This window comes from Pseudoduganella lurida (assembly GCF_007830455.1).
Lineage (GTDB): Bacteria > Pseudomonadota > Gammaproteobacteria > Burkholderiales > Burkholderiaceae_D > Rugamonas > Rugamonas lurida.
The window spans coordinates 362,158-381,865 of sequence record NZ_VLLB01000004.1 but is presented as its reverse complement, the minus strand read 5'-3'; the positions used below and the strand labels follow the sequence as shown (position 1 = coordinate 381,865).

Here is a 19,708-nt window from a genome sequence, read left to right as displayed (position 1 = left end):
GATTATTTTGATTTTTGCAGCGCTCTACTGGGTCAGCACGATGTTGATGCCGGCCGGGCTGGTGGCATTGATGTCCACGCTCGTCGATGCCGTGCTGGCCGTGTTCGAGTAGCCGGCGGCCACCGCATCGATGCGATAGCGGCCGTTGCCCAGGCTCGTGGTGGCGTTGGCCAGCGCCAGCGGCAGGGCCGGCTTGTACAGCGCGTACTGGATCGAGGCGCGCGGCAGGTCGGGCAGCGTGTAGGCGCCGCTGGCCAGGTCCACCGGCTGGAGGCGGTAGGTGACGGGAGTCGCCAGATTGCCCACGTTGATGCTGGCGGCGATGGTCTGCGCGGCCTGCACCCAGGTGCCGCTGTCCGGCGCGGCCTTGCCGGCGGCGTAGCTGACCTGCCCGCTGACGGTGGCGGTGGCGCTGGTGGCCGGCGCGATCGGTGCGGCAGCGGTGGCGATGGCCACGATGGCGGCCGCCTCCACCGGCACGGCGCCGATCACCGCGGTGGCGCGGCCGCGGCCCTGGATCACCACATCGTATTTGTTGGCCGGCAGGCGTGGCAGCAGGAATTCGCCGGTCGTCGGATGCGGCACGGCGGTGGCGAAGATGCCGCCGTTCTGCTGCGCCGTGATGACGATGCCGCTGGCCAGCGCGGCCTTGTCGATGAAGCCGGCGATGCCGTTCAGCGTGGGCTGTACGGCAGCCGCGCGTGGCTTCAGTACATAAGCGCTACCGCGGCGCTGGATCGACCCGCAGCCGTTGAAGTCCACCACCAGCGTGGCCTTGCCGGCGCTGTCCACCTTCACGTCCACCGGCACGCGGATGCCGTCGCTGCCGAGTGACGCATCGGTCGTCAGCGCGGTGTCGGCCGCGGCACCGGCGACCCGCACCGTGCTGCCGGCCGCATCGAGCACCAGCCGCGCCTGCGTGTAGATGCCGGCGGGGAGCGAGACTTCGCCCAGGTCGGTGGTGGCGCCGCCCGGCACCGTGGCGGCGTCGATCAGGTTGATGCGTTGCGCCGGCGCGAGGGCCAGGTCCACCCAGCCGCTGTCGCCGGTGGCTGCGTTGGCGCTGGTGTTCAGGCGCAGTTTGCTGACGGTGACGTTGACGGCGTCGAGGCCGCAGGCGTTAGCGCCCGTTTGCAGCTTGGCGAGCACGGTGCCGCGGGCGGCTTCCTGCGCTGGCGGATCGTCGTCATCGCCGCCGCCGCAGGCGCTCAGCAAAACGGCGGACGCAATGGTGCATGCAAGCCAGCGGCACCGCTGGTCGATCGGTTGGTTCATGTCGTCTCCTGATTTTTGTTTTTCGCCCCGTGGCGATGGCGTACGATCGATGTTCTTTAAATATTTCGTACAGCAGGCCCATCTTAGGGAAATTGGTCCGGCCAGATCGTTGCGATCTTTTTGAAGTGAATTACGAAATTGCTGAATGGCGGTCGGCCGCAGGGAGGAGAGAGGCGGGGCGGCGCAGGGGAGTGTTGTGCAAAGCTGACAAGGCGGCGTCATCAAGCCGTCACAGTCGCTCCCTATGATGCCCTCAATTTTTCGTTCCACCATCCAACAGAAGGGTTTCACATGCATCACGCCAGCCAGCTGCGCCGTCTTCCTCTCGCCATCGCCATCGGTGCCATGCTTGCCCTGGCGGCATGCGGCGGTTCCGATCACGACAATGACGACGTGGCGGTCGTGATCCCGGCGGCGCCGGCCGACCAGGGCGCGGCCGATACGGCACCGGTACCGACGGCGACGGCCTTCGTGGACACCGCGGCGACCAACCAGCGCGGCGATGCCCGCTACGCGACGTTGACGACGAATGCCGGCGTGCGCGTGCTGGGCGGCATGCTGGCGATCTGGAAGCCGCTGACGGAGCTGGTCGATGCCGACTCCCCGGCACCGGCCGTGGATGGCTTTCCGGCCGTCGTGAAGTCGGCCTGGACCGGCGTGCCCAATGACGGCACGCCGGGCGGCACGATCGTCAACGCGGCCGTCCACAATGCCAATATCGATTACGTGGTGAAGGCCACCGCCAGCCGCACCGCGGAGCAGGCGCAGCTGGCCTACCTGGACGACCGCCGCAGCAAGGGCTACAGCGTGACCGAAGGCATGGGTCCGCTGACGAGTGCCTGGCGCGCGGCCTCGCGTGCCACGACCACGATCAACGACGTGCCGGCCAATGCCACCACCGTCAAGTACGACGACGCCGGCAACAACAACGGCGTGGGCGGCGATGCCAATGCCGATTTCGGCAAGGTCGTCGACCTGGTCAACTCGATGGGCAACAACGGCTCGACGGAACCGGCCAAGCGCTTCTACAAGTACGCGCGGCCATTCCGCTGGAGCACGGCCGTGAAGGTGGTGCCGCAGCTGGAACCGGCCAAGAGCACCACGCCGGGCACGGACGGCGGCTTCACCAGCGGCCACTCCGCCGAAGCCACCCGTAATGCCGTCGCCATGGCCTACGTGCTGCCGGAGCGCTACCAGGAACTCGTCGGCCGCGGCCTGGAGCTGGGCGAGAGCCGCATCCTGGCAGGCATGCACTCGCCGCTGGACGTGATCAGCGGCCGCGTGCAGGCCCAGGCGGTGGCTGCCGCCAACCTGCTGGCCGCCAGCACCGCCACGCGTGCGGCCGCCGTCACGCAGGCTCACACCACGCTGATGAAACTGACGAACACGACGACGGCCACGTTCCCCGCGTTTGCCGTGTCCGGCACGCCGGCCAACGACCGCTTCGCCGACTACGCCACCAGCAAGGCCAACTACATCCGCCGCATGACCTACGGCCTGCCGCAGATCGCCGCCGCCAATGCACCGGCCGTGGTGCCGAAGGACGCCGAAGTGCTGCTGGAAACGCGCCTGCCGTACCTGAGCGATGCGCAGCGCCGCGTGGTGCTGAAGACCACCGCGATCGCTTCCGGCTATCCGGTGCTGGACGATGCGGAAGGCTGGGGCCGCCTGAACCTGTTCGCGGCGGCGGAAGGCTACGGCGTCTTCACCGGCAACGTGGTGCTGAACATGGATGCGACGAAGGGCGGCTTCAGCGCAGCCGACCGCTGGCGCAACGACATCACCGGCACCGGCAAGCTGGTCAAGCAGGGCACGGGCGCGTTGAAGCTGGGCGGCAAGAACGGCTGGACGGGCGGTACGCAGGTCGAAGGGGGCACGCTGGAAGCGCTGTCGGCCACGGCGTTCGGCACGGGCGATGTCTACGTCACCGCCGCCGGCACTGTGATCAGCAACGCACCGGCCGCGCTGGCCATCGGCGGCAAATACACGCAGCTGCTTGGCGGCACGCTGGAGCTGCGCCTCGGCGCCACCGAACAGGGCCGCCTGACGGTGGCCGGCGCCGCGACCGTCGGCGGCGGCACGCTGCGCATCAAGTTCCAGGACGGCTACAAGCCGGCGGCCGGCACCACGCTGACCGTCATCAGCGCCGCCAGTTTCAAGGGCCGCTTCGACACCATCACCGTCGACGGCCACACCGTCACGCCGACCTACACCAGCACCGGCCTGCAGCTGCGGCTGGGCGCCTGAGTCTCACTGCCCAGCCCGTGTCCACCGTGGGGTCAACCCCAGAATCGGACACGAGCTGGTCTGTAGCGTTCAGCTTTCCTGGGGGGTAGAAGCAGTTTTACTACGATCTCATCTTCAAACAGCACACATCGCGCATCTTCTACAGCTCAGTCCGTGTCCGATTTTAGGGTTGACCCCACGGTGGACACGAGCTGGGCGGTAGCGGCGGGGGGCAGCGCCAGCGGCAGGGCGCGGGCCCAGCGGTTCGACGAGAGGGAGAAGCTCAGCGAGCGCACCTGGTGGTACCAGCCGGCGGGCACGTACAGCATGTCGCCGGGGTGGACGATGCATTCGATCGTCGTGGCGTGGCGGGCGAGGGGGAAGCGGTCGAAGTCGGGCGCTTCCGGATCGAACGGCGAGCCGAACAGGATGGCGTTCGCTGCGTTCGGGTACAGGAATTCGTCATGATGGGGCGGCGCCAGCGTGATGCGCTTGGTGCCCCAGACCTGCGCGAAGACATTGTCGTCATAGTCGCAATGCAGCGGCGTGACGGTGCCGGCCGGGCCCAGCCAGAAGCGCGGCGGGCCCATCTTGTCGAAGTACGACGGCCAGTGGCACAGCCGGTTCAGCTCGCGCATTTCCAGGTTGCCGAGGTACGGCGGCAGGCCCTCCGTGCCGGCAGCGACGAGGTCCAGGTAGTCGGCCAGGTGCATGTCCCGCATCGCCCGGTCCGGCGCGAAGGCCGTGTTCACGTAGTCGCCCACGCGGGCACGCACCGGCAGGTCGCTGTAGCGCTCGCGCAGCGTGGCCACGTCCAGGGCAGCCAGAGGCCAGCGGTCGACGATCCCCGTCATCAAAAACGGCAATCCCTGCGCGGCGCGTTCGCGGAAGGCCGCCGTGCCCAGCGCCTTGAGACGAGGCACTTCCGTGATCGGCGGCAGCGCACGTGAGGCGGTCCTGATCGCTTCCCGCATCGCCTCGATGGACACCACGCCGCGCACCTGCGCATCCTTGCGCTCGCGGGCGGCCTGGTGGGCGGCGCGGTCGGCGGCGGCCGCTTCCGATGCCTGGCGGGTGGGCGGCAGGCGTGGCGCCGTGCGGGGTGGTGGCGCCTGCGGGGACAGCGCCGGGTTCTTCTGTTCTGACATGATCTTGCGATGTGCGCGAAGGCGGGCGGGCCGGCCCACCGTCTGTTCAATCGCGCATGATACTGCAAGGGCCAGCGGGACTACCGGCTCGGCTGCGCCCGCCGCAACGCATTGACGCCCAGCCCCACCAGCTTGCCGGCAACAAAACTGCCGCCCCCGTACAGCAACGTCATCAGCACGAACACGGGCACGGTGATGATGGCCGCGGCGCGATTGAGTTCATTGTCCGAGACCAGTCCCACGCCGACCCAGCAGGCCATCGAAACCAGCACGCCGGCCACGAACGGGCCGGACGGCAGCCGCGCGTAACCGGCGGCAAACGCAACCAGCATGCCGAATGTCGCGGCAGTGAGATCGTCTTCCGGCACCAGTGCCGTGGCCACCGCATAGCTGGCAAATGCGATAAAGCCGAGAATCGCCGGGCTCAGCCGATTGATCATGTCCATGCGTGGCTCCTCGAGATCGTTCCGAAAGCTTAGGCTTGCTGTTGGTCGGTTGGTACAAGCGCCCGAAAATAATCATTTTCCTGATTACTGTCGGGCGCTTTGCGCATTCTACCAAAGGTCAACAAGCCGCCCTCAGGCTGGCGGTGCCAACAGCGATTCAGGGCGCCAGCGTCGCCATGTCGATCACGAAGCGGTAGCGCACGTCGCCCCTGGCCAGGCGCCCGAATGCCTTGTTGATCTGGTCCATGGCGATCACTTCCACGTCCGCCACGATGCCGTGGGCGCTGCAGAACGCCAGCATGTCGTGGGTGTCGGCGGTACCGGCCGCGCCCGAGCTGGCGAGCCGGCGCCGGCCCATCGTCAGCATCAGCGGTGCGAAGTCGAACCGGTCGGGAATGCCCAGCGAGCACAGCGTGGCATCGAGTTTCAGGGCCTGGATCATCGGCGTCATCGGATAGGTGGTGGACACCGTGTCGAGGATGAAGTCGAAGCGGTACGCCTGCGCCGCCATCTGCGTCTCGTCCGTCGACAGCACCGCTTCGTGGGCACCCAGCGCCAGCGCCGCCGCCACCTTCGCGGGCGAGGTCGTGAACGCCACCACATGCGCCCCCAGCGCCCGCGCGAACTTCACCGCCAGGTGGCCCAGGCCGCCGATGCCCACCACGCCCACGGTCATCCCCGGCCCCACGTTCCAGTGCTTCAGCGGCGAATAGGTCGTCACGCCCGCGCACAGCAGGGGCGCGGCAGCCGCCGGGTCCAGGTTCGCCGGCAATGGATAGACGAAGCGCTGGTCAGCCACGTACCGGGCCGAGTAGCCGCCGCGGGTGCGGGTGCCATCGACACGGTCGACGCCGTCGAAGGTCTGGGTAGGAAACTCGCGGCAATACACTTCCATGTGGTCGCGGCAGGGCTGGCAGACGCGGCAGGAATCGACGATCACGCCGATCATCACCCTGTCGCCGATGCCGAACACGCTGACGGCGCTGCCCACCGCGGTGACTTCCCCGACGATTTCATGGCCGGGCACGAGCGGGAACGACTGGCCCCATTTGCCGGTGGCGTGCAGGTCGCTGTGGCATACGCCGCAGTACAGAACCTTCACCACCACGTCGTCCGGTCGCGGTGCGCGGCGCTCGAACTGCCAGGGCACCAGCGGGCCGTTCCGTTCCAGTGCGGCGTAGGCGGGGGTCATGGCGTTCGTTGCAGGGGCATTCATGGACTTCTCCTCGTCGGGGCTTTACACTCAATGTAATCTGTAAAGCATCCTAACAGGTTTACAAAATATGTAAACTGTAAATCATTGCTATTCCATTGAAGAGAGTGCATGGAACCGAAGGAAACCCGCATCGTCGATGCCGCATTCGACCTGTTCATCCGCCATGGCTACCCCAAGGTCAGCATGAGCGACATCGCGGCGGCGTGCGACATGTCGCGGCCCACGTTGTACGCCTCGTTCGCCAACAAGGAAGCCATCTTCGCGGCGCTCGTGCTGCGCCAGCGCGCCCGCAGCGATGCGGCCACGGCACAGCGCCTGCCGCTGGCAGGGGATATCGCCGCGCAGCTGGCGTGCCTGTTCGAGATCTGGGTGATCGAACCGGCGGCCTCGGTGATCCACTCGCCGAACGGCATCGACATGATGGCCAATTGCGGCAGCTACGCGCCCCGGGCGCTGGCCGACATCTATGACAGCCTGGAAGCACACCTGGCCGCCGTGCTAGCCCCGGCTATCGGGCCCGGCGGGACAATGAGCGCGCGCGAGATCGCCTATATCCTGCGGGTGGCCACCACCGGCATCAAGGCCTCCGCCGACAGCCTGCCGACATTGCAGCAGGTGGTGGCGGGCATGATCACCATGGCGGTGGCCACCGTCGGCGCGCAACGGTCCTGACGGCCGGCGCCGATGCCGCTTGACCCGGCCGCCGAACTTCGGTCCAATCGGCTTCCCACCCTTGTCACCCGGAGACCGATCATGATGAGCAAAAATACGATTTGCCTGTGGTTCGACGGTACCGCGGAAGCAGCCGCGCGCTTCTATGCCGCCACCTTTCCCGACAGCGCAGTGAAGGCCGTGCACGGCGCGCCCGGCGACTACCCGGACGGCAGGCAGGGCGACCCGCTGACTGTGGAGTTCACCGTGATGGGCATTCCCTGCCTGGGCCTGAACGGCGGCCCGATGTTCAGGCACAGCGAAGCGTTCTCGTTCCAGGTTGCCACCGACGACCAGGCGGAAACCGACCGCCTGTGGAACGCGATCGTGGACAACGGCGGGCAGGAAAGCGAGTGCGGCTGGTGCAAGGACAAGTGGGGCCTGTCGTGGCAGATCACGCCGCGCGCGCTGATGGCGGCGCTCGGCGACCCCGACCCGGCCGCGGCGAAGCGGGCGTTCGAGGCGATGATGACGATGCGGAAGATCGACATCGCCGCCATCGAAGCGGCGCGGCGCGGCTGACGCTTACGCCGGCTTTGTCGCATTTGTACAAGGCGGGCAGGGCGCCGTCCGGCATGCTGCCCGATCCGACTGACCGACCCATGCTGCCCCTGCGACCCCACCACCACGAATTCGCCCCGCCGACCGCGCTGAAGCACGCGGTCAAGTGCTTCTGGACCGACCGCATCGAGGGCGGTCCGCTGCCGTCCGCCTTCGAGGTACTGCCGGATGGCTGCGCCGAGATCATCTTTCATTTCGGTGGCGCGTGCGGCATGGTGATGGGGGGCCGCGTGCAGCGCCTGCCGTCGCCATTCTTGATGGGCCTGTTGACGCAGCCCGTCATGCTGCAGGCGCAGGGCCGGGTCGACATCCTCGCCATCCGCTGCTATCCGTGGGCCGTGTACGACCTGCTCGGGCTGCCCGCCGGGCAGGACGGCGTGCGCCGCTTCGACCACCCCGTCGCGCGCCTGCAGCCGACGCTGGCGCGGTGCATCGAGGCCGGCCACGTCGACGAGGCACTGGCCCACCTCGAACGCCATTTCACGCAGGCGGCATCGGGCATCGCGCCGGATGCCATGCTGCTGCGTGCCGGCGCGGCACTGCGGGAAGGCCAGGGCACCCTGTCCGTCAGCGCCGTGGCGGCGGCGGCCCATGCCACCGTGCGCACCCTGGAGCGCAGGTTCAAGCTGCGGGCCGGCTACACGGTGAAGGAGGTGTCCGGCGTGATGCGCTTCGAGGGGGTGCGCAACTCCCTGTTCGCGCAGCCGCACGGCAGCATCGCCGGCCTGGCGCAGGCGCTCGGCTATGTGGACCAGTCGCACCTGAGCCGCGAGTTCAAGCGCTACACGGGCACCACGCCGGCGGCCTTCGCGCAGCGGCTGCGCAAGAGCTGACTTTGGCGGGTTTGTACAAGCCTGGACAGCCACGCATCGCTACAGTGCCGGACATCGTCAACCACACGTTCGAGAACATGAGCACTGCGCAGCCACATTACGACGTCATCATTGCCGGCGCCGGTCCCGTCGGCCTGTTCCTGGCCTGCGAGCTGGCGCTGGAACGCTGTGCGGTGCTGGTGCTGGAACAGGCCGCCGATCCCGATTCGCCACTGAAGCGCATGCCGTTCGGCCTGCGCGGCCTGTCCGCACCCAGCATCGGCGCGCTGCACCGCCGCGGGCTGCTCGATGCGCTCGATCTCCACCAGCGCATGAAGAACCCGTTCGTCGGCCCATCGTCGCCGGGAGCGAAACGCCCGGCCGGCCATTTCGCCGGGCTCGTCTTCCATCACGAGGACATCGACATGTCGCAGTGGCCGGATCAGCCGGACGGTCTTCCGGCCAGCCTGCTGTCCGAGATGGCGGAACTGGAGACCGTGCTGGCGCGCCGCGCATGCGAGCTTGGCGTGACGATCCGGCGGGGCGCCGCCATCGCCGGCTTCGACCAGGAGCCCGACCGCGTCACGGTCCATGCCGGTGATGAAACGTTCGTGGGGGGCTGGCTGGTAGGCTGCGATGGCGCGCGCAGTATCGTGCGCAAGGCGGGCGGGTTCGACTTTGCCGGCACGGAGCCCGAATTCACGGGCTACACGTTCAGCGCGGAGCTGTCCGGCGCGGCAGCACTCAAGCCGGGCCGCAACGTGACGGCGCGCGGCATGTACCTCCAGTCGCAGCCCGGCTTCATCGTGCTGCAGGCGTTCGATGGCGGCGCCTTCCACGATGCCGGCCTGCCCGTCACGCGCGAGCATCTGCAGGATGTCCTGCGCCGCATTTCGGGTAGTGACGTAACGATCGAAACGCTGCACCTGGCCACCACGTGGACCGACCGCGCACGCCAGGCCACGGCCTATCGCAACGGCCGGGTCCTGCTGGCCGGCGATGCGGCGCACATCCATTCGCCGCTGGGCGGGCAGGGCCTGAACCTGGGCCTGGGCGATGCGTTGAACCTGGGCTGGAAACTGGCGGCGACCGTGCAGGGCCGGGCGTCCGAGGGACTGCTCGATACCTACCAGGCGGAGCGGCACCCGCTCGGTGCCCGGGTGCTGGACTGGTCGCGCGCGCAGGTCGCCCTGATGCGGCCCGATCCCGGCGCCCGCGCGCTGCGTGCGATCGTGGGCGACCTGATGGCAACGCGCGATGGCGCCACGTACGTGGCCGGGCGGGTCTGGGGTCTGGGTACGGCGGCCGTCCGCATCGCCTAGATGAGCTTGCGGAAGAACACCACCCGCTCGGTTTCCTCGAAGCCCAGCGAGCGGTGCATCTCCTGGCTCACTTCATTGTCCAGCAGCGCGTCGGACGCCAGCTCGGTGCAGCCATGCGCCCTGGCCCACAGGATGACTTCCACGATGAGCAGCGTGCCGATGCCCTGGCGGCGGTATTCCGGCGTCACGTACAGGCCTTCCACGAAGGCGACCGGCGTGCTGTCCGTGCCGTTCACGTAGTCCATCCGCAGCGCGGCTTCCGCGAAACCGAGCGCCCTGCCATTGGTGGCGCTGGCCATGAACTGGGCATACCGGTCCGGATCGCCCAGCGCCGTGCGCATCTCGGCCAGGTGCTCGCCCGCCATGGTGTCGGGCCACAGGGCCTGGCGGCACGCCAGCCAGCCCTCCTGCCCGATCGAAGTGCATGGAATGATCCGCATGGACACCGCCTTTCTAGCAGCCGCTGTGGTCGGCCATGGGTCGGGGCCGTGGAAATGCAAGTTTACCTCAATCCATTAGTTCACAAACAAAGCAATTGTCGTTGACGGCCGAAACTGTGCATGGCGGCCGCCGCGGGGCCGATCGGCTACACTGCGCAGCCCGGTTCTTTACTTCACCGCCGTGCACAATCCCGCCCAGCTCTCCTCCGCACTTGCCCAGCCGCTGCCCAACCTCGCCAGGGCCCGCCTTGCCGCGATGTCCGTCCTGTTCTGCAACGGCGTCATCTACGCCTCGTGGGGCACGCACGTGCCCACCATCAAGGACAAGTTCGGCCTGTCCGACGCGGCGCTGTCGCTGTCGATGCTGGCCGTGGCGCTGGGCGGCATCCTCATCATGGCTTGGGCCGGGCGCTGGATCGCGAAGGTGGGCAGTGCGCGCGCGTCCGTCACCAGCGGCATGCTGATGGCGCTGGCCGCGTTCGGCATCCTGCTGATGCCGCAGTACGCGCTGCTGCTGTTCTGGCTGGCGTTATATGGCTCGATGTCGGCCGTGAACGACGTGGCCGCGAACTCGCAGGCAGCCGTCATCGAAGCAACGTTCGACCGGCCCGTGATCGGTTCGCTGCACGGCAGCTTCAGCCTGGGGGGCATGTTCGGCGCACTGGTGGCTAGCGCCTGGCAGGGCATGCAGTGGCCGAACCAGTGGCACCTGGCGGCCGTGTGCACGCTGTGCGCGGCGCTCACGCTGTCCACGGCGCGCTGGCTGCTGCCGGAACCGGCCGTGCGTACCAACGAGGACGGCACGCCGCACGCTGGCGAGCATCTCGCACCAGGGGTCAAGCGCAAGCTGGTGGTGCTGGGCTGCCTGGCCTTCCTGGCGCTGATCGTGGAAGGCGCGATGTACGACTGGACCGCCGTCTACATGCGCGAGGTGGCGCTGGCGACGGGCGGCTTCGTGAGCGCCGGCTATGCGGCGTTCTCGATCGGTATGGCGGCGGGGCGCTTCACCGGCGACCCGGTGCGCGCGCGCTTTTCCGAAGGGGCGCTGGTCGTGGCCAGCTGCGCCATGTGCATCGCGGGCCTGGGCGTGGCGCTGCTGTTCCCCACGGTGGCGACCGCGCTGGCGGGCTTCCTCGTGTGCGGGCTCGGTGTCGCCAACATCATTCCCGTGATGTTCTCGTCGGCCGGCCGCATCGCGCTGGCCAACGGCGTGTCGCCATCGACGGGGCTGGCCATCACCACGCGGCTGGCCTATGTGGGCCTGCTGATCGGGCCCGTGATCGTGGGCTTCATCGCGCACCGCTCGGACCTGCGCATTGCGCTGGCATTGAGCCTGCTGGGCGTGCTGGCGATCGCCGCCTCGTCCCACCGCGTGTTCACGTTCGACGCGCCTGCGGCAGGAAAGTGATCACACCGTCTTGAGAAAGGCGAGCAGGCGCTGGAAGTAGAACGCCTGGTCGTCCCACATGCACAGGTGGCTGCCGTTCGGGCAGACCACGGCCGTGGCGCGGCCCATGGCCTGTGCCATCTTCGGCATGTCGGCCGGGTCCATCTCGTCGTACCGCGCGCCGATGACGAGGGCCTTGACGGTGATTTCGTGCAGCCGGTCCCAGCGCTCCCAGTCCTTCAGGTTGCCCGTGAAGACGAACTCGTTCTTGCCCTGCATGGCGTTATAGATCTGCAGGTTGGCGTGGGCGAACGCGCGGTTCACGGCGTCGGGCCAGGGCACGGTGCGGCAGATGATCTTCGGATAAAGCTGCTCCATCATGATCGCCTGGTACTCGGGCGTGTCGTAGCCGTCGGCCCGTTCCAGCGCTTCCAGCCGGGCCAGCGTGGCCGGCGGCAGCTGGCGCCGGATCGTGCCGAGGTGCCGCAGCAGCGACCCGATCCCCGCCGTCATGTTCGAGATCACGAGGCCGCGCAGGTGGCGCTGGTGCCGCAGCGCGTAGTCGATCGCCAGCATGCCGCCCCACGAGTGGCCGTACAACACGAAATGGTCGAGGCCCAGTCCGACGCGCACTTCTTCCAGCTCCTCCAGGTAGCGAGGCAGCGTCCACAGGGACGGATCTTCGGGCCGGTCCGAATTGCCGCAGCCCAGCTGGTCGTAGTAGTACATCTCGATGCCGGCCTGCGGCAGGAACGCTTCCATCGCTTCCAGGTATTCGTGGGTGAACCCGGGACCGCCATGCAGCAGCAGGACTTTCACGGGACCGCTGCCGACCTTCTTCGTCCACACCTTGTACTTCCCGTTCACGACGGGCACCAGGCGCACGCCGGCGGTGCGGATGCCGGGCGGGTTCAGGCCATCCGGTTGCGTGACGGTCACTGCGGTCGATGTGTGCCGTGGTGCGGCGTGCGCGGTGGTGGTGGTGGCGGCTGCGGTTGCAAGTACATTGACTGCGGCGGCGCTGATGAAATCACGACGGTCCATGTCTCTCCAATTGGGAATAGGTGATGGGGTGCCGCATGAAAGCGGCGGCCCCGTGCATTGCGAAGCCTGGTATTTTCCCCAATAATGCCGGGATCAAGAATCGGCATCCATCGTAAATCACCATTTCGCCCGGAGCAGCAATGGACCAGATCCACCTGATGAATGTCTTCGTGGCGGTCGGCGAAGAGGAAGGCTTTGCGGCCGCGGCACGGCGCCTGCAGCTGTCGCCGGCGGCCGTCACGCGGGCCATCGCGGCGCTGGAAGAGCAGCTGAGCGTGAAGCTGCTGCTGCGCACCACGCGCAATGTGCGGCTCACGGAAGCAGGGCGCCGCTACCTCGACGACGCGCGCAATATCCTCGCCAGCATCGCCGAAGCGAACCAGGCGGCGGCCGGCGTCAATGCGGCGCCGAAGGGCAACCTGTCCGTCACGGCGTCCGTCCTGTTCGGCAAGGCCTTCGTCATGCCCTGCATCCTGCGCTACCTGCAGGACTATCCGGAAGTGGACGTGTCGGCCTACTTCATCGACCGCATCGTGAACCTGATGGACGAGGGCATCGACGTGGCCGTGCGCATCGGCCACCTGCCCGATTCCAGCCTGAAGGCACTGAAGGTCGGGGAGGTGCGGCGCGTGCTGTGCGCCTCTCCTGACTACCTGGCCAAGCACGGCACGCCGCGCCATCCGGTCGACCTGCAGCGCCATACGATCATTGCCGCCAGCGGTATCTCGCCGCGCGTGGAATGGAAGTTCGGCACGCACGATCCGCTGGTGGTGCGCATGCGGCCGCGCCTGACGGTGACCAGCAACGACGCGGCCATCGCCGCCGTCACGTCCGGGCTGGGCATCTGCCGGCTGCTGTCCTACCAGATCGCCGACGAACTGGCGGCCGGGCGCGTGCAGATCGTGCTGGCCGATCACGAGGAGGCGCCGTGGCCCGTGCACGTGCTCCATCGGGAGAGCAAGTTCGGCTCGTCGAAGGTGCGCCATTTCATCGACCTGCTGGCCAGCGGGCTGCGCGAGCACCGGCAGTTCCACTGAGCCGATCCCACCCGTGCGCGCCATTCCGCCGCGCGCAACGGTGTCTTGCCGGCGATGGCGTTTCCCGGCCCTGGCCATGTCCCTAGAATGGACTGCGCTGCGTCCGCAGCGTTGACGATCTCCCCTGCATCCGCTCCACCTGGCCTGTTCCCATGCCGGCCCGTTCCTGTTCGAGGCTGTTCCTGTTCGAGACCTTCCCGTCGAAGCCTATTCCAAAGGACTGATCATGTTCAATGTCGCCACCCTGTACCGCCTCGCTTCCGCTCTCGGCCTCGCCTCCTTCAGCGTCCCCGTCACGCAGCTTGCAGGCCTGCTCGATACGGGCCATTTCGCGCTGGAAGAGGACAGTGCCGCGATCGGTGCGCTGATGCGTGACTTCCTGGGGCGCACCGTCAAGTAAGCAACGGGCCTGTTCTTCAGGCGGCGGCGACCTCGTTGCCGGCGCCTGCCAGCAGGAAGTCGCGCAGCAGCCGCGCACTGGGGCCGATGCGTTTCGCGTGCACGAGGTAGATCTGCAGCGAGGCCGTCTCCGCTTCGGGCAGCACGCGCACCAGTTCGCCGGAAGCGAGCAGCGCGGCCGCGTCATAGGCCGGCAGCCGCGCGATGCCTTCGCCGGCCAGCACGAACGCCAGCCGGGACGCGGCGCTGTCCGTCACCACATCCCCACGCACCGCCACCGGCACATCCCGTTCGCCAATCCGCACGTTGATGCTGCGCTGGCCCGGCGGGTACACCACCCAGCGATGCTGCTCCAGTTCCGCCGCGGACGTCGGCACGCGGTTGCGGCGCAGGTAGGCGGGCGAGGCGCACAGCATCGTCGGCTCCATCACCAGCCGGCGCGCCACCAGCGCCGAATCGGCCAGCGGCCCGGCACGCACGGCCAGCTCGATGCCCTGCTGGACCAGGTCGACGTTCGCATCGTTCATCGCCACGTGCAGGCGGATGGCCGGATAGCGCCGCCGGAACTCCAGCAGCGCGGGCAGGATGCGCTTGCTGCCGAAGTGGTGCGAGCAGGTGATGCGCACCTCGCCGCTCGGTTCGGCGCGCAGCAGCTCCATGCTGCGCATGCCATCCACGGCCTCGTCGAGCATGCGTTCGCAGTGCACGCGGAACGCTTCGCCCGCCGGCGTGAGGCTGAAGCTGCGCGTGCTGCGCTGGGCCAGCGGCACGCCCAGCTTCGCTTCCAGGCCGCGGATGTGGTGGCTCACCACGGCGCGCGTCAGGCCCAGCGCGCGGGCGCCGGCGGCAAAGCTGCCGGCGCGCACGACGGTGGCGAAGATCACCATGGCGCGCAGTTCGTCGAGGATCGGCAGGGGTTCGGTCATGTGCCGGATTGTACAAGGATTGTATCAACGGTTTTGACATTGCGTCATCTTGCCAGTATCTACACAGGCGTCGTTCGGACACCTATAGTTCACTCATGCCGGTCGTGCCGGTCAACCAACGAGGAGTGCACCATGAGCCTGAAACACGTGCTGTTCATTTTGACGAACGCTGCCGAAATCGGCCCCAACCACCGCGCCACCGGCTACTTCTTCCCCGAGGTAGCCCACCCCGTCGAGGTGTTCGACGCGGCCGGCATCGCCATCGAATACGCCTCGCCGCTGGGTGGCACGCCGCCGTTCGACGGCTACGACGAGAACGACCCGGCGCAGCGCGCCTTCCGCGGCAGCAAGGCGATCCGCCGCATGGGCCGCAGCCGCAAGCTGTCGGAAGTCGATGTGCTCGACTATGACGCGATCTTCTTCCCGGGCGGCCTGGGCCCGATGGTGGACATCGCCCTTGACCCCGAGGTGAAGCGCGCCGTGGCGCGGGCCTGGGATGCCGGCCGCATCGTGGCCGCCGTCTGCCACGGTCCCGCGGCCTTCCTGGGCGTGACGCTGGAGGACGGTACCAGGCTGGTGCAGGGCCGCAAGCTCACGTCGTTCTCGGACGAGGAAGAGGCGAACTACGCGCAGGCCGACGTGCCGTTCAACCTGGAGACGGCGCTGCGTGCGGAAGGGGCAGAGTATTCGTCGGTGGCACCGTGGCAGCCGGGCGTGGTGGTCGACGGGCGCCTGCTCACCGGCCAGAATCCGGCATCGGGCGGACCGCTTGCCCAGGCCATCGTCGCGGCACTGCAGGGAGAAGCGGCATGAGCGCGCCGATCACCGCGCCGATCACCGCGCCGATCACCGCGCCCATCACCGGGCCCATCACCGCGCCTATTACCGTCATCGCCCGCTGGGTCCTGAACGCCGGGGCGCTGGAAGAAGTGCTTGGCCTGATTGCCGAACTGCGCACGCAGTCGCTGGCGGAAGAGGGCTGCCTGCGCTACGAGGTGTACCGCGATGTCGATGGCGCCGACAGCCTGCTGCTGGTGGAGCAGTACCGCGACAGCGCCGCCATCGACGCGCACCGCCAGTCGCCGCACTACCAGGCGCTCGTCGTCGGGCGGATCCTGCCGCTGCTGGCGGAGCGGCGTGTAGACGTGCTCCAGCCGGCGGACCAGTAAGGGCGGCAGTGCCGGCTCAGCCGATCATCTCGCGGATGCGCAGGCCCAGCGCCTCCAGCGGGAAGGGCTTGGTGAGCACCGCCATGCCCGGCGCCAGCTGGCCCTTGTCCAGCGAGGCCGCTTCGTCGTAGCCCGTGATGAACAGCACCTTCAGGTCGGGACGGTGGACGCGGCCGGCATCGGCCATCTGCCGCCCGTTCATCCCGCCGGGCAGGCCCACATCGGAGACCAGCAGGTCGAGGCGGGCATTCGATGCCAGCACTTCCAGGCCCGCGGCACCATCGGATGCCTCGATGGCGATGTAGCCCATGTCCTTCAGCACGTCCATCACCAACAGGCGCACGTCCGGCTCGTCGTCCACCACGAGGATGGTCTTGGCGCTCTTCTGCATGGCCAGCGGTTCCGTGGCCGGCGTACCGGCCTCCGCTTCCGGTGCGCCATGGTGGCGCGGCAGCAGGATGCAGACCTCGGTGCCTTCCGCCACCGTTGATTCGATGCGCGCGTTGCCGCCGGACTGGCGGGCGAACCCGTAGATCATCGACAGGCCCAGGCCCGTGCCCTGGCCAAGCGGCTTGGTGGTGAAGAAGGGTTCGAAGGCGCGCGCCCGCACTTCCGCCCTCATGCCGGTGCCGGTATCGGCCACGCTCAGCGACAGGTATTCGCCGGCCGGCATCTCGTGCTGCTTTGCCTCCGCTGCGGTCACGGCATGGTTGCGCGTGCGGATGGTGATGGTGCCACCGTCGGGCATTGCATCGCGCGCGTTCAGGCACAGGTTGAGCAGCGTGTTTTCCAGCTGCGACTGGTCCACCAGCGTGGTCCAGGGTGCCGCCGTGCAGTCGGTGGCCACCGTCACGCCGGGACCGACGGTGCGGCGGATGATGTCCACCATGCCGCCCACCAGCGTGTTGACGTTGGTGGGCGTGGGCGCCAGCGTCTGGCGCCGCGAGAAGGCCAGCAGGCGGTGCGTGAGGGCGGCGGCGCGGCGCGTGGCGCCCATCGCCATGCCCATGTAGCGCTCCACGTCGTCCGGCCGGTTCTGGCGGAGGCGGATGCCGGTCAGCTCCAGCCCGCCCATGATGCTGGCCAGCAGGTTGTTGAAGTCGTGCGCCAGGCCGCCCGTCAACTGGCCCACCGCTTCCATCTTCTGCGACTGGCGCAGCTGCTCCTGCGCCTGTTCCAGCTCGGCCTGGCGTTCGCGGTCCGTGGTGACGTCGCGGCCGGTGGCATACGTCATGTCCGCCGCCGGCACGCCCACCCAGGAGATCCAGCGCAGCGAGCCGTTCCTGTGGCGGTAGCGGTTGACGAGGCGCGCCACGTTGCCGTCGGCGGCACCCACGTACGCCTCGATGGTGGACGGGTGATCGTCCGGCAGCACGAACTCGGTCACGTGGTGGCCCACCAGCTCGTCCGGCTGGTAGCCCAGCAGGCCGGTCCAGGCCGGATTCACGCGGCGCAGGTAGCCGTCGAAATCGATCACCAGCAGCAGGTCGGGCGATGAATTCCACATGCGGTCGCGCTCCGCCGTGCGCGTCACCAGTTCGTCCTCGGCCTGCTTGACGACGGTGATGTCCCGCGCCGAGCAGTACAGCTTGCCTTCCTCGGGCACGGCCACCCACGACAGCCAGCGCCAGCCGCCGTCCCGGTGGCGGTAGCGGTTGTCGAAACGGGGCACGGGCGTGTTCTGCGCCAGCGCCGCCTGCCACATCGCGCGCGTGGCGTCGCGGTCGTCCGGATGCACCAGGTCCAGGAACGGCGTCTGGAAGATCTCTTCCTCGGACCAGCCCAGCGTGGCGCCCCAGGCGGGATTCGAGGCCTCGAAGAAGCCGGCGCCATTGAGCACGCCGAGGATGTCCGGGCTGACGTTCCAGGTGCGGCCGCGCGCCAGCAGCTGCGCCATCACCTTCTGTTCCAGCTCGTCGTTCAGCGCGCGCAGCTTGACGATGGCGCGGTCGCGCTCCGCCTCCACGGCGCGGCGGTTCTCCACGTCGATCAGCACGCCGGGGAAGCGCATGCCTTTGCCTTCCGCATCGAGGTCGACGCGGCCATTGGCCTCGATCCAGTAGTAGCAGCCATCGGCGCGGCGCACGCGGTACTGGTGCGCGTAATGGCCGCCGGCGGCGATCGCGTCGCCGATCGCCTGCGCCAGGCCGGCCTGGTCGTCCGGGTGCACGGTGGCCACCACCTGCGCCAGGCTCAGGCCCCTGCGGCCCAGTGCCGGCTCGATGCCGAAGGCTTCCGCGAACGCTTCGTCCACCGTGAAGCGGTCCGTGCGCAGGTCCCAGAACCAGGTGCCGATGATGGCGCCGGCCGCCAGCGCCAGCTGCACGCGCTCCGCATTGACCAGCGCGCCGGCCTGGGCGCGCGCGCTGTCCACCGCGGACCAGGTGCGGTCGACCATGTCGCGCGCCATGTCGATGTCGTTAGCGGTCCAGTGGTGCACGGCCGCGTCATGCACGCTGAGGATGGCCTGCAGCTGGCCATGCTTCATCAGCGGGATGGCCAGGAAGGCGCGTACCGCAACGGCCTCGTGGCGCTCGCGGTAGGGCGCCGTATGCTCGTTGGCGGCCACGTCCGGCACCGCCATCACGATGCCGGCCTGCAGGCTGGCGGCCAGTCCGGGACCGTAGTCGTCGAGCGTCACCTGCAGGCCGGCCATCGACGGCACCGTGCCGTCGGTCCAGTCGCGGTGCAGGACCAGCGATGCGCCGCCGTCGGTCGTCTCGCCATAGATCACGCGCGTGACGCCCAGCTGGGTGCCCAGCAGCTCGCTGGCCTCGGCGATCACGGCCTCCGGATCGGCCAGCGGACGGATGCGGTCCGCCAGCGCCAGCTGGAAGCTCTGGCGCAGCGCGAAGCGGTGGCGCGCCTCTTCTTCCTGCTTGCGGTCGTGGATGTCCGTCGACGAGCCGAACCAGCGCGTGATCGCGCCGCTGGCGGGATCCCGGTACGGCTCGGCCTTGACGAGGAACCAGCGGTAGTTGCCGGCCGCCGAGCGGATGCGGTGCTCGACGAGGAAGGTGCCGCCCGTGTGCCGCGCCTCGTTGAAGCGCGCCATGGTCAGCGCCACGTCGTCCGGGTGCACGGCGGCCGCGGCGACTTCCGCGGCGGTGGCAGGGTGGAATTCGATGCCCGTGTAGTCGCGCCACTGCTGGTTGAAGAACTGCACCCGGCCCTCGGCATCCGTGACCCAGATGATCTGCGGCAGGACATCGGCCATCAGCCGGAATTTTTCTTCGCTCTCGCGCTGCGCGGCGCCCTGCACGGACAGGGGGCGTTCGAAATCGGAAGAGGGCTGCATGACGGGTGTTCAGGACGAAACGGCAAAGGAATATGGTAAAGGATATCGGCTGTCGGGGCGGCACCGCTGACTTTGGCGAGCCGACCTGGCACCCAATTTCATGTCTCCAAATATATAATCTCCGCCGAGATCCATGAGCTGCCGTCATAAGCCCATCAAATCGTTGCCCCTCCGCCGGGCTGTGCTGGCCATTACCATGCCTCCCTGATCCAATCCCACGCAGGAAGCATCCATGACCGCAATCCTCTCCGGCGCCCGCGCCGGCGACCAGCCCCGCGCAGCGCCGGGCAG

At 68.2% G+C, this 19,708-nt stretch carries 18 protein-coding genes; 10 read left to right on the top strand and 8 right to left on the bottom strand.

Going from position 1 to position 19,708, the window contains the following annotated elements:
- Positions 1 to 24: 24 nt before the first annotated feature.
- Positions 25 to 1,275 (bottom strand): DUF4382 domain-containing protein, encoded by a 1,251-nt coding sequence (locus IP91_RS14145; protein ID WP_158643144.1) that lies wholly within the window; start codon positions 1,273 to 1,275, stop codon positions 25 to 27.
- A gap of 291 nt (positions 1,276 to 1,566) precedes the next feature.
- Between IP91_RS14145 and IP91_RS14140 the strand changes: the two genes are divergently transcribed.
- Positions 1,567 to 3,522: a phosphatase PAP2 family protein gene (locus tag IP91_RS14140; protein WP_145649703.1), complete on the top strand. Its 1,956-nt coding sequence runs from the start codon at positions 1,567 to 1,569 to the stop codon at positions 3,520 to 3,522.
- 146 nt (positions 3,523 to 3,668) lie between these two features.
- Here the strand turns inward: IP91_RS14140 and IP91_RS14135 are convergent, their stop codons facing one another.
- The 3 genes from IP91_RS14135 to IP91_RS14125 form a co-directional block, all read right to left on the bottom strand.
- Entirely contained in the window at positions 3,669 to 4,649 is a 981-nt protein-coding gene (locus IP91_RS14135; RefSeq protein ID WP_145649702.1) for a cupin-like domain-containing protein, read from the bottom strand.
- Between the two features lie 80 nt (positions 4,650 to 4,729).
- The gene (locus IP91_RS14130; RefSeq protein WP_145649701.1) at positions 4,730 to 5,095 is read right to left on the bottom strand and encodes a hypothetical protein; all 366 of its coding nucleotides are present in this window, start codon (positions 5,093 to 5,095) and stop codon (positions 4,730 to 4,732) included.
- Between the two features lie 157 nt (positions 5,096 to 5,252).
- Positions 5,253 to 6,311 carry an NAD(P)-dependent alcohol dehydrogenase gene (locus tag IP91_RS14125; protein WP_145649700.1) on the bottom strand — a complete coding sequence of 353 codons (1,059 nt, stop codon included), beginning with the start codon at positions 6,309 to 6,311 and terminating at the stop codon, positions 5,253 to 5,255.
- Positions 6,312 to 6,419: 108 nt separating this feature from the next.
- On the opposite strand from IP91_RS14125, the gene IP91_RS14120 reads away from it, so the two are divergent.
- The 4 genes from IP91_RS14120 to IP91_RS14105 all read left to right on the top strand — a co-directional run bounded on the left by IP91_RS14120 (position 6,420) and on the right by IP91_RS14105 (position 9,717).
- Positions 6,420 to 6,983 carry a TetR/AcrR family transcriptional regulator gene (locus tag IP91_RS14120; RefSeq protein WP_145649699.1) on the top strand — a complete coding sequence of 188 codons (564 nt, stop codon included), beginning with the start codon at positions 6,420 to 6,422 and terminating at the stop codon, positions 6,981 to 6,983.
- An 81-nt stretch (positions 6,984 to 7,064) separates the two neighbouring features.
- Positions 7,065 to 7,544 (top strand): VOC family protein, encoded by a 480-nt coding sequence (locus IP91_RS14115; RefSeq protein ID WP_145649698.1) that lies wholly within the window; start codon positions 7,065 to 7,067, stop codon positions 7,542 to 7,544.
- A gap of 80 nt (positions 7,545 to 7,624) precedes the next feature.
- The gene (locus tag IP91_RS14110; protein ID WP_145649697.1) at positions 7,625 to 8,416 is read left to right on the top strand and encodes an AraC family transcriptional regulator; all 792 of its coding nucleotides are present in this window, start codon (positions 7,625 to 7,627) and stop codon (positions 8,414 to 8,416) included.
- A gap of 77 nt (positions 8,417 to 8,493) precedes the next feature.
- Positions 8,494 to 9,717 carry an FAD-dependent monooxygenase gene (locus IP91_RS14105; protein ID WP_145649696.1) on the top strand — a complete coding sequence of 408 codons (1,224 nt, stop codon included), beginning with the start codon at positions 8,494 to 8,496 and terminating at the stop codon, positions 9,715 to 9,717.
- Here IP91_RS14105 and aac(6') read toward each other — a convergent pair.
- Positions 9,714 to 10,157: an aminoglycoside 6'-N-acetyltransferase gene (gene aac(6') / locus IP91_RS14100; protein ID WP_145649695.1), complete on the bottom strand. Its 444-nt coding sequence runs from the start codon at positions 10,155 to 10,157 to the stop codon at positions 9,714 to 9,716. The two genes, IP91_RS14105 and aac(6'), sit on opposite strands and share 4 nt — an antisense overlap.
- A gap of 181 nt (positions 10,158 to 10,338) precedes the next feature.
- Between aac(6') and IP91_RS14095 the strand changes: the two genes are divergently transcribed.
- Complete coding sequence (locus IP91_RS14095; protein ID WP_229474400.1) at positions 10,339 to 11,565, top strand: MFS transporter; 1,227 nt, start codon at positions 10,339 to 10,341, stop codon at positions 11,563 to 11,565.
- Here IP91_RS14095 and IP91_RS14090 read toward each other — a convergent pair whose 3' ends face one another.
- Positions 11,566 to 12,588: a proline iminopeptidase-family hydrolase gene (locus tag IP91_RS14090; RefSeq protein WP_145649694.1), complete on the bottom strand. Its 1,023-nt coding sequence runs from the start codon at positions 12,586 to 12,588 to the stop codon at positions 11,566 to 11,568.
- A 140-nt stretch (positions 12,589 to 12,728) separates the two neighbouring features.
- Between IP91_RS14090 and IP91_RS14085 the strand changes: the two genes are divergently transcribed.
- Together IP91_RS14085 and IP91_RS26060 are read left to right on the top strand one after the other, a co-directional pair.
- Entirely contained in the window at positions 12,729 to 13,625 is an 897-nt protein-coding gene (locus IP91_RS14085; RefSeq protein ID WP_145649693.1) for a LysR family transcriptional regulator, read from the top strand.
- 226 nt (positions 13,626 to 13,851) lie between these two features.
- Positions 13,852 to 14,025, top strand: coding sequence for a hypothetical protein (locus IP91_RS26060; RefSeq protein ID WP_158643143.1), 174 nt, complete (start codon positions 13,852 to 13,854; stop codon positions 14,023 to 14,025).
- Between the two features lie 16 nt (positions 14,026 to 14,041).
- On the opposite strand, the gene IP91_RS14080 is transcribed toward IP91_RS26060, so the two are convergent.
- The gene (locus IP91_RS14080) at positions 14,042 to 14,950 is read right to left on the bottom strand and encodes a LysR family transcriptional regulator (protein WP_229474398.1); all 909 of its coding nucleotides are present in this window, start codon (positions 14,948 to 14,950) and stop codon (positions 14,042 to 14,044) included.
- Positions 14,951 to 15,082: 132 nt separating this feature from the next.
- Between IP91_RS14080 and IP91_RS14075 the strand changes: the two genes are divergently transcribed.
- Together IP91_RS14075 and IP91_RS14070 are read left to right on the top strand one after the other, a co-directional pair.
- Positions 15,083 to 15,763: a type 1 glutamine amidotransferase domain-containing protein gene (locus IP91_RS14075; RefSeq protein WP_145649692.1), complete on the top strand. Its 681-nt coding sequence runs from the start codon at positions 15,083 to 15,085 to the stop codon at positions 15,761 to 15,763.
- On the top strand, positions 15,760 to 16,119 hold the full coding sequence (locus IP91_RS14070) for a putative quinol monooxygenase (protein WP_145649691.1): 360 nt from the start codon (positions 15,760 to 15,762) through the stop codon (positions 16,117 to 16,119). The genes IP91_RS14075 and IP91_RS14070 overlap by 4 nt, the downstream gene beginning before the upstream one ends.
- Positions 16,120 to 16,135: 16 nt before the next feature.
- Here the strand turns inward: IP91_RS14070 and IP91_RS26445 are convergent, their stop codons facing one another.
- Complete coding sequence (locus IP91_RS26445; RefSeq protein ID WP_145649690.1) at positions 16,136 to 19,417, bottom strand: PAS domain-containing protein; 3,282 nt, start codon at positions 19,415 to 19,417, stop codon at positions 16,136 to 16,138.
- Positions 19,418 to 19,708: the final 291 nt, after the last annotated feature.